Origin of the sequence: Pantoea sp. BR_17, assembly GCF_041955125.1 — a bacterium.
GTDB lineage: Bacteria > Pseudomonadota > Gammaproteobacteria > Enterobacterales > Enterobacteriaceae > Pantoea > Pantoea stewartii.
In genome coordinates, this window is sequence record NZ_JAVAXT010000019.1 from 23,414 (window position 1) to 32,662 (window position 9,249).

At 50.4% G+C, this 9,249-nt stretch carries 9 protein-coding genes and 4 tRNA genes; 2 read left to right on the forward strand and 11 right to left on the reverse strand.

Translation table 11 applies throughout. From position 1 onward, the window contains the following. Positions 1-13: 13 nt before the first annotated feature. The 9 genes from rplA to RAC60_RS21685 all read right to left on the reverse strand — a co-directional run bounded on the left by rplA (position 14) and on the right by RAC60_RS21685 (position 4,262). On the reverse strand, positions 14-718 hold the full coding sequence (gene rplA / locus RAC60_RS21645; protein ID WP_006121496.1) for a 50S ribosomal protein L1: 705 nt from the start codon (positions 716-718) through the stop codon (positions 14-16). A 3-nt stretch (positions 719-721) separates the two neighbouring features. Further along, a complete protein-coding gene (rplK, locus tag RAC60_RS21650; RefSeq protein WP_006121495.1) occupies positions 722-1,150 on the reverse strand; it encodes a 50S ribosomal protein L11 in 429 nt (142 codons plus the stop codon). Between the two features lie 145 nt (positions 1,151-1,295). Then, a complete protein-coding gene (nusG, locus tag RAC60_RS21655; protein ID WP_003848088.1) occupies positions 1,296-1,841 on the reverse strand; it encodes a transcription termination/antitermination protein NusG in 546 nt (181 codons plus the stop codon). A gap of 1 nt (position 1,842) precedes the next feature. After that, positions 1,843-2,226, reverse strand: a complete 384-nt coding sequence (gene secE / locus RAC60_RS21660) for a preprotein translocase subunit SecE (protein ID WP_006121494.1) — start codon at positions 2,224-2,226, stop codon at positions 1,843-1,845. A 229-nt stretch (positions 2,227-2,455) separates the two neighbouring features. Beyond that, positions 2,456-3,640: an elongation factor Tu gene (gene tuf, locus RAC60_RS21665; protein WP_006120578.1), complete on the reverse strand. Its 1,185-nt coding sequence runs from the start codon at positions 3,638-3,640 to the stop codon at positions 2,456-2,458. Positions 3,641-3,746: 106 nt separating this feature from the next. After that, positions 3,747-3,822, reverse strand: a tRNA-Thr gene (locus tag RAC60_RS21670). A 5-nt stretch (positions 3,823-3,827) separates the two neighbouring features. Continuing rightward, positions 3,828-3,902: transfer RNA gene (locus tag RAC60_RS21675), tRNA-Gly, on the reverse strand. A gap of 192 nt (positions 3,903-4,094) precedes the next feature. Beyond that, positions 4,095-4,179: transfer RNA gene (locus tag RAC60_RS21680), tRNA-Tyr, on the reverse strand. A 7-nt stretch (positions 4,180-4,186) separates the two neighbouring features. Then, positions 4,187-4,262: transfer RNA gene (locus RAC60_RS21685), tRNA-Thr, on the reverse strand. 1,470 nt (positions 4,263-5,732) lie between these two features. Between RAC60_RS21685 and coaA the strand changes: the two genes are divergently transcribed. Continuing rightward, positions 5,733-6,680, forward strand: a complete 948-nt coding sequence (coaA, locus tag RAC60_RS21690) for a type I pantothenate kinase (protein WP_006121491.1) — start codon at positions 5,733-5,735, stop codon at positions 6,678-6,680. A gap of 44 nt (positions 6,681-6,724) precedes the next feature. Here the strand turns inward: coaA and birA are convergent, their stop codons facing one another. Continuing rightward, the gene (gene birA, locus RAC60_RS21695; protein WP_375094321.1) at positions 6,725-7,684 is read right to left on the reverse strand and encodes a bifunctional biotin--[acetyl-CoA-carboxylase] ligase/biotin operon repressor BirA; all 960 of its coding nucleotides are present in this window, start codon (positions 7,682-7,684) and stop codon (positions 6,725-6,727) included. Next, positions 7,681-8,718, reverse strand: a complete 1,038-nt coding sequence (gene murB / locus RAC60_RS21700; protein ID WP_162287088.1) for a UDP-N-acetylmuramate dehydrogenase — start codon at positions 8,716-8,718, stop codon at positions 7,681-7,683. Before murB ends, birA begins: the two co-directional genes overlap by 4 nt. Before the next feature lie 161 nt (positions 8,719-8,879). On the opposite strand from murB, the gene RAC60_RS21705 reads away from it, so the two are divergent. Further along, positions 8,880-9,026, forward strand: a complete 147-nt coding sequence (locus RAC60_RS21705) for a hypothetical protein (protein WP_375094323.1) — start codon at positions 8,880-8,882, stop codon at positions 9,024-9,026. The last annotated feature ends 223 nt before the right edge of the window (positions 9,027-9,249 follow it).

Below are 9,249 nucleotides of genomic sequence, written 5' to 3' on the forward strand. Positions count from 1 at the left end.
TTTCAAGCAGCAATTAGTTTGCCGCTGCGCTCAGACCAGCCTGGTCAACGGCAACGCCGGCGCCCATGGTGGTAGAGATGCTGACTTTCTTGATATACACGCCTTTCGCCTGAGCAGGTTTTGCTTTTTTCAGCGCAACCAGCAGAGATTCCAGGTTTTCTTTCAGTTTGTCAGCATCGAAGTCCACTTTACCGATGGTAGTGTGGATGATGCCGTTTTTGTCGTTACGATAACGAACCTGACCTGCTTTAGCGTTCTTAACCGCTTCAGCAACGTTCGGGGTTACAGTACCGACTTTCGGGTTTGGCATCAGGCCACGTGGACCCAGAACCTGACCTAACTGGCCAACAACGCGCATTGCATCTGGAGATGCAATAACAACGTCAAAGTTCATTTCGCCTTTCTTGATCTGCTCAGCCAGATCTTCCATACCTACCAGCTCAGCGCCAGCTGCTTTAGCAGCTTCAGCGTTTGCGCCCTGGGTGAAGACGGCTACACGTACAGAACGACCTGTACCGTGTGGCAGAACGGTCGCGCCGCGCACGTTCTGGTCAGATTTACGAGCGTCGATGCCGAGGTTAACAGCAACGTCTACGCTTTCTACGAACTTAGCGGTAGCCAGCTCTTTCAGTAATGCGATTGCTTCAGCAATATCGTACTGCTTAGTCGCGTCAACTTTGTCGCGAATAACGCTCATGCGCTTGGTCAGCTTTGCCATTTCTTAGTCCTCTACTACCAGGCCCATGGAACGAGCAGTACCTTCGATTGAGCGAGTCATCGCTTCAACGTCAGAACCAGTCATGTCCGCAGCTTTAGTTTCTGCGATTTCACGTACCTGAGCACGAGTCACTTTACCGACTTTATCTTTGTTCGGCTTACCAGAACCAGACTTGATGCCCGCTGCTTTTTTCAGCAGAACGGCAGCCGGAGGCGTTTTGGTAATGAAGGTGAAAGAACGGTCGCTGTATACGGTGATAACAACTGGAGTAGGCAGGCCTTTTTCCAGTGATTCTGTTTTGGCGTTAAACGCTTTACAGAATTCCATGATGTTAACACCCTGCTGACCCAGAGCTGGACCAACTGGTGGACTTGGGTTCGCCATACCAGCTGCAACCTGCAGCTTGACGTAGGCTTGTACTTTCTTAGCCATGATAATTCCTCAATTGGGTTATAGCGCCTTTAAAAGGCTCCCCGTGGTAACGATTTACACGCTGTTGCCAGCGCATAAAAACAAAAGGCGCGAAATTATAGTTTAATTTCGCGCCTGCTGCAACAGCCAAATAGTGAAAGAAAGGTTAGCCTTTCTCCACCTGACCGAAGTCGAGTTCGACAGGTGTTGCACGTCCAAAGATGGAGACCGAAACAGTCAGACGACTCTTCTCATAATCGACATCTTCGACCACGCCGTTAAAGTCGGCAAACGGACCATCGTTGACGCGTACCATTTCGCCCGGTTCGAACAGCGTTTTCGGACGTGGCTTGTCACCTACCTGCTGCAGGCGGTTCATGATCGCATCAACTTCTTTATCGCTGATTGGCGCAGGGCGGTCAGAAGTACCACCGATGAAACCCATTACGCGTGGCACGCTGCGAACGAGGTGCCAGCTGGCATCATTCATTACCATCTGAACCAGAACGTAGCCTGGGAAGAATTTACGTTCGCTTTTACGGCGTTGACCACCACGGATCTCGACCACTTCTTCAGTCGGCACCATGACGTCGCCAAACAGCTCTTCCATGTTGTGCAATTTGATGTGCTCACGCAGCGACTGTGCTACGCGGCCTTCAAAACCGGAAAACGCCTGCACGACGTACCAGCGTTTTTTTGGAGCTTCAGACATCTCAGAACCTCAGGCCAGTGATAAACGATACCAGACGGACCAGAATGCCATCCAGCCCCCACAAAATCAGTGACATCACGGCAGTGACCGCGGCAACGATTAACGTGGTATGCAGTGTCTCCTGGCGGGTTGGCCAGATAACCTTGCGCATTTCGGTTCTTGCTTCACGTGCAAAGGCTACGGTCGCTTTGCCTTTGGTCGTTAAAAGCGCAATGCCGCCTGCTGCTGCAATCAAAATAACAACAGCCAACGCACGCAGAGGTAACGTCACATCACGATAGAGGTAGTTACCTACGATCGCCGCAAGCAGTAATAAGACTACCACTACCCATTTCAGCGCTTCGAGGCCGCGCCCGCTCCCTTGAGCTTCGGTATTCGCACTCATAAACCAACCTGCCACAATAATTCAGAAACTATTCTGCCCCGCATCGCGAGGCATCCAAACCGAATGAGCTTTTGGGGCGTAACTCGGTATCCAGCGCCGCATAACAGAGCCTGTCTCAGCAATGATTATGGTGCAAAATCACTGATGAGTCAGGTTCTATAAAACAGCGTACAAAAAGGGCATCAAATGATGCCCTTTCCATGTGCATTGCGTCAAATATTATCGGTAATTAAGCGATAACTTTGGCAACAACGCCCGCGCCAACGGTACGGCCACCTTCGCGGATTGCGAAGCGCAGACCTTCGTCCATTGCGATTGGGTGGATCAGGGTAACAACCATTTTAATGTTGTCGCCTGGCATAACCATTTCAACGCCTTCTGGCAGCTCTACTGAACCGGTCACGTCAGTGGTACGGAAGTAGAACTGTGGACGGTAGCCCTTGAAGAACGGAGTATGGCGGCCACCTTCGTCTTTAGACAGAACGTAAACTTCTGACTCGAACTTTGTGTGTGGCTTGATGGTGCCTGGCTTCGCCAGAACCTGACCACGCTGGATGTCTTCACGCTTGATACCGCGCAGCAGAACACCACAGTTTTCGCCTGCCTGACCCTGGTCCAGCAGTTTGCGGAACATTTCAACACCGGTACAGGTTGATTTCGCCGTATCTTTGATACCCACGATTTCAACTTCGTCGCCGACTTTAACAACACCGCGCTCAACACGACCGGTTACTACAGTACCACGGCCAGAGATTGAGAATACGTCTTCGATTGGCAGCAGGAACGGCATGTCGATAGCACGAACCGGATCCGGGATGTAGTTGTCCAGGTGGTTAGCCAGCTCAACGATCTTCTCTTCCCACTCTGGGTTGCCTTCCAGCGCTTTCAGTGCTGAACCGCGAACGATTGGAGTGTCGTCGCCCGGGAAGTCGTACTGTGACAGCAGGTCACGGACTTCCATCTCAACCAGCTCCAGCAGTTCTTCGTCATCAACCATGTCACACTTGTTCAGGAACACGATGATGTAAGGAACGCCTACCTGACGACCCAGCAGGATGTGTTCACGGGTCTGCGGCATTGGGCCGTCAGTCGCAGCAACAACCAGGATCGCGCCGTCCATCTGCGCAGCACCGGTGATCATGTTTTTCACATAGTCGGCGTGGCCCGGGCAGTCAACGTGTGCATAGTGGCGAGACGGGGTTTCATACTCAACGTGTGCAGTGTTGATGGTGATACCACGTGCTTTTTCTTCAGGGGTGCTGTCGATCTGGTCGAACGCACGCGCCTGGCCGCCGTTGGTTTTAGCCAGAACGGTGGTGATTGCTGCAGTCAGGGTGGTTTTACCGTGGTCAACGTGACCGATGGTGCCCACGTTTACGTGCAGTTTGTTACGTTGAAATTGCTCTTTAGCCATCGCTTGTCCCTCTAAGACACGGATATATCAAAGATATCGTCACATTAACCAGGCATTGCCTGACTGCAAGGAGTTACAGAGAAAATCAGGAGGGAGATAAAGGAAGTGGTGCTGATACCCAGAGTCGAACTGGGGACCTCACCCTTACCAAGGGTGCGCTCTACCAACTGAGCCATATCAGCACATCTGGAGCGGGCAGCGGGAATCGAACCCGCATCATCAGCTTGGAAGGCTGAGGTAATAGCCATTATACGATGCCCGCATCCTGGAACTCGGCTACCTGTTCTTTCTGTAGCTTGTGAATAACAGGGGAAGTCCCCCATTATTCTTAGCCTGCCAGCGAAGCTGGCTGACTTTGACTGAGCTTACACCCAATCTGAATTCAGGGTGAGAAGAAGTGACTCACCTGCCAGATAAACAGGTTGTTTATCTGTTCTCAACCCGAGGGTCGAGATGGTGGTGGGAGAAGGATTCGAACCTTCGAAGTCTGTGACGGCAGATTTACAGTCTGCTCCCTTTGGCCGCTCGGGAATCCCACCTACTTGATGGTGCCGGCTACCGGAATCGAACTGGTGACCTACTGATTACAAGTCAGTTGCTCTACCAACTGAGCTAAGCCGGCATCAAGTGACGCGCATTCTAGGAAGGTCGGCTGAAGGATGCAACAAAAAAATCACTGTTTTTGTTCTATCGCTTACTATTTGTGCAAAGCATCGCAATTTACCCCTATTCTGCAGAAATAACATCCAATTATTGGTCAAATTTTCGCGTCATCTTCTGTCCCTGGATTGGGTCTTCACGATTTCATTGTTTGGTGGATGGCTTTTTTCACGCCCCCTTTTTTTGCTGATCATGCAAAATTCGTCTCGATTGCTTATTTATTGCCCGGTGTTTTCCATCGACAGCCGGTTTTTGTTTGTGGAAATCGGTTTGTTTGTGCAAAAACGCCACCACAGGGTAAGCGATGAGTGATGTTAAGTTGACAGGGTTGCAGAGAAAACGTACTGGCACCTAAAGAGGTGAGAATGGACACTGGCACAATACCGCTTTCAATACGCGTGAATCAGGCATTGCTTGTATGCTTTCTGTGGCCGACAGCGCTGCTCTGTTCGGTTACTGGCCTGACAGGCGCGCGAGTGCATGTGTATTGATGTCGACGCGGTGAAGATGAGCGAGGTTGCATATGAACAGGTACTGCCTACGTACAACAGAGAAGTCACATGACACATGAGAACGGCCCGATGCTTGATGTGCAGATTCCACCCTGTCCGCACCGATGACGGCTGCGACCAACTGGAACGCCGCCGAAAGTCATTATGTTTGTCCCTTCTGTTGTCAGAACGCGCTGTGCCTCCCGGTTCAACCTGCATAGAAACCCGGTCAGGCGGATTGAAGCGCTTCTTCTCTCCTTCGACCCTCAGACAGCTTAAGCACACCACAAAGCCTGTGGCGGCCTTATGTTGGCAGCAACGGTATTTGATGCACACGCCATGCGAGGGCAGAGAAAGGGTCGTGGTAAGGGTTATTCGTCACGGGAAAGAGAGTACAGAAGGTATCCTTGCCCGGGGCAGACTGGTCTCTGAAGGCAATAAAGTGCGGTGTGGATGTTCAGACAAATGATCTGGGGAATGAAAGCACGCCCCAAAACAGTGACGCGCCTGACACGCACCTTATTTGCGGCTTAACGTCCGGCATAAAGTAACAGACAGCCACGGATTCGTTGCACGCGCTATCATGAAAGACCGCTCGTTAACCGGCTGCTGGCTAAGTGAACCATACGATAATGAGCGGAGGCCCGTTTACGAGCCCTGATCAGTGCTACCCACCGGGCTAAAGATTTGCCTGTCACATCGCATGCTGTAATTACAGAGATCAAGCCTCTTGATCAAGGATTTGTTAAAATTGCGGAGGCGCCGACGAAAGCTTATCCCCGTTTATTTTTTACTTCTTTTAAAAGCTATACTGGTGGTACCCTCCAGCCCATTGTTCTCGTTAATAACTCTGTGACCCGCAATTCATTACGCTACCGTGCCCGAGTAATCTTCGGTGAAAATGTACAGATTGGTTTGAATCTGCAGTCAAATGTATACTTATGGATAAAACGACATCACTCACCACGCCTTATTTACAGTTCACCCGTGAACAATGGGCGTCATTACGCGACTCCGTTCCCATGACGCTGGCAGAGGATGAAATTGCTCAGTTAAAAGGGATAAACGAAGACCTTTCTATTGAAGAGGTGGCGGAAATCTATCTGCCGCTCTCACGCTTGCTGAATTTCTATATAAGTTCGAATGTGCGTCGCCAGGCTGTTCTGGAACAATTTCTGGGCACAGACGGGCAAAAGATCCCTTACATTATCAGTATTGCTGGTAGCGTTGCGGTGGGGAAAAGTACGACTGCCCGCGTTTTACAGGCGCTTCTCAGCCGCTGGCCTGAGCACCGTAAGGTTGAGTTAATTACAACTGATGGCTTCCTTCATCCGAACTCGGTACTAAAAGAGCGCGGTCTCATGAAGAAAAAAGGGTTTCCTCAATCTTATGATATGCATCGGTTAGTTAAGTTTGTGTCAGACCTTAAGTCTGGCGCCCAGCAGGTGACGGCGCCCGTTTATTCCCATCTCATTTATGACGTTATTCCGGATGGGGATAAAGTGGTGCAACAACCCGATATTTTAATTCTGGAAGGCTTAAACGTTCTTCAAAGTGGAATGGATTATCCCCACGATCCGCACCACGTATTTGTTTCTGATTTTGTCGATTTTTCTATCTATGTCGATGCGGAAGAAGATCTTTTACAGCACTGGTATATCAATCGCTTTCTGAAATTTCGCCAGGGCGCTTTCACCGATCCTGACTCTTATTTTCATCATTATGCACAGTTACCTGAAGATGAGGCTATCAAGATCGCGGGATCACTGTGGAAAGAGATCAACTGGCTGAACCTGAAAGAAAATATTCTTCCTACGCGTGAAAGAGCCAGCTTGATTATGACCAAAAGTGGTAATCATGCGGTTGAAAAAGTCCGCCTGAGAAAATAAGTTACAACAATAAAGCCTGCCTTAAAAGCAGGCTTTACAGACTTTTAAAGGGGACGCAGCGATATTTCCCCACCCATCCAGGATTTAATTTCGCCCTCTTGTTCCAGCAGCAAACCACCCTGATTATCAATGCCGCGTGCAATGCCGTGAACTTCCCGCTCGCCCATCAGTAACCTGACCGGACGGTTGATAAAGTTGTCTAAGCCTGCCCAGCGTGCGACAAAAGGTGCCAGACCTTCCTGTTCAAAAACAGGTAGTGCCTCACGCAGGCGATTGATTAACGTTGCAGCCAGGTCATTACGATCAAGCGTTACGCCCGCTTCCTGCAGATTAATCCAGCCCTGATTGATTTGCGCCGCGTCGGCATTTCGCATCGCTAAATTGATGCCCGCTCCCATTACGATCTGCGCAGCATCGCCGGTTTTACCGGTTAACTCTACTAAGATGCCTGCTAATTTTCTGTCATGGAGGTAAATATCATTCGGCCATTTTACGCGAACATCCTCCGCACCTAATGACTGAAGCGTCTCTGCCATCACTATACCAATCACCAGGCTGAGCCCCATCGTTGCAGCAGGCCCTTGCTCCAGACGCCAGTACATAGACATATAAAGATTAGCACCGAAGGGAGAAAACCAATGCCGCCCGCGTCGTCCGCGTCCCGCTTGCTGATATTCCGCCACACAAACGGCACCTGAAGGCAGTGAATCCATACGCTCAAGTAAATACTGGTTCGTCGAATCGATAACCGGTATCACGGCGACATCAGGCTGAGAAAGCTGACCAAGAATCGCCTCTTCATTGAGCAACTGAAGCGGTGCAGGGAAGCTGTAGCCTTTCCCGGTAACCGTATACACTTCAAGGCCCCAGCTTTTTAACGTCTGAATATGTTTATTAATTGCTGCGCGGCTCATGCCGAGCGTTTCACCTAATTGCTCACCAGAATGAAATTCGCCATCTGACAGGATATCAATAAGCTTTAGCGGTACGCTGTGGTCTTTCATGCAATCACCTCAACCGCATTGCATTCACCTTGTGCCCGGATAAAACGGACCTCAGGCTCAAGCCAGACATCAAATTTCTCACCTACGCGTGCGCGCACCTTTTTTGCCAGCGCAACGATATCGCCTGGCGTGGCATCGGCGGCATTAATCAGCACTAATGCCTGCTGCTGATGAACTTCCGCGCCGCCAACCCGACAGCCTTTAAGCTGACACTGATCGATTAACCAGCCTGCAGCAAGTTTTACCGTACCCTCTGGTTGGGGATAATTTGGCATCGCAGGATAGTGATTAAGCAATACTTCGGCCTGCTGCCGACTAATCACTGGATTTTTGAAAAAACTGCCAACATTGCCTGTTATTTTGGGGTCAGGTAATTTGCTCTGTCGCATATGGCAAACGGCATGAAACACATCCCAGGCATTCGCAGTCGCCGGATTAAGCGTCTTTAAATCGCCATACGTCAGCACCGGTTGCCACTGTTTGGTTAATGCAAACCCGACGGCAACAATCGTATAGCCCGACTGGTACTGATGTTTAAAAATGCTGTCGCGATAGCCAAACTGGCAATCGTCACGGCTTAAACGCTCAGTGACGCCGGTTTGCAAATTCAGCACGTCTACATATTCACAGACATCTTTCAGTTCAACGCCATAGGCGCCGATATTCTGGATGGGTGCAGAGCCGACCATACCGGGAATAAGTGCCAGGTTCTCTAGTCCGGAAATGCCTTTTTCCAGCGTCATTTTCACCAGTTGATGCCAGTTTTCACCCGCGCCAACATGCAGCTTCCAGCGCTCATTCTCGTCGCGTATTTCAACTCCAGCGATGCGGTTGAGCACCACAATGCCCGCGAAGTCCTCAAGAAACAGTACATTGCTGCCTTCACCCAGGATCAAAAAGGGTTGCTGGTTACGCTGGCTCATCTGCCATGCCGCAAGTATGGCTTCAGGTGTTTCGGCGACAATACGAATTTGTGTGCTGACATTAAGACCGAGCGTATTGTCGGCTTTTAAGGAGGTATACGAGCTGGACATGATAAGGCCTTCACGGGGTTAATCTGGCCGTAGTTTACCGCATCATGAACGGATTGAGAGGGAATTTGCGTGCGAAGACGTTTTTCGCTGCATATCAGCCACTCAGAACGCTGAACGGGTAGAAAGAAATCCCGTCGCGGGCATGACGACAGGGGAAGCTGATGGAATGTGAGTTGCAGGCTCAGCGGTTTAAAACAGCTAAAAACACAGGCGGAACAATTGTGAAGTATCAGCAGAACTTTGTAGAGGTGGGCATCCGTTTCATCCAGGCCGTTTTGCCAACCGCACGTTTAAACAGCGCGGTTTGATCGCAGTCTGTTTAGCTATTCACTGGAGAGATTGATGCAAAGCATGGGCTAAAAGGCATAGACAGGAAAGGGCCGCTGACGACATATTCTTTCCTTTTACATGCAGAGGCAAGGTAAACGGACCAGGGAGGAGACCGGCAGGCAGCAACAGAGCTCTGCCCTGAAGCCCGCAGAGGCCCGGCAGCCCCCGCCCTCCCCGGACGACGGACGTAAAAAAGCCCCG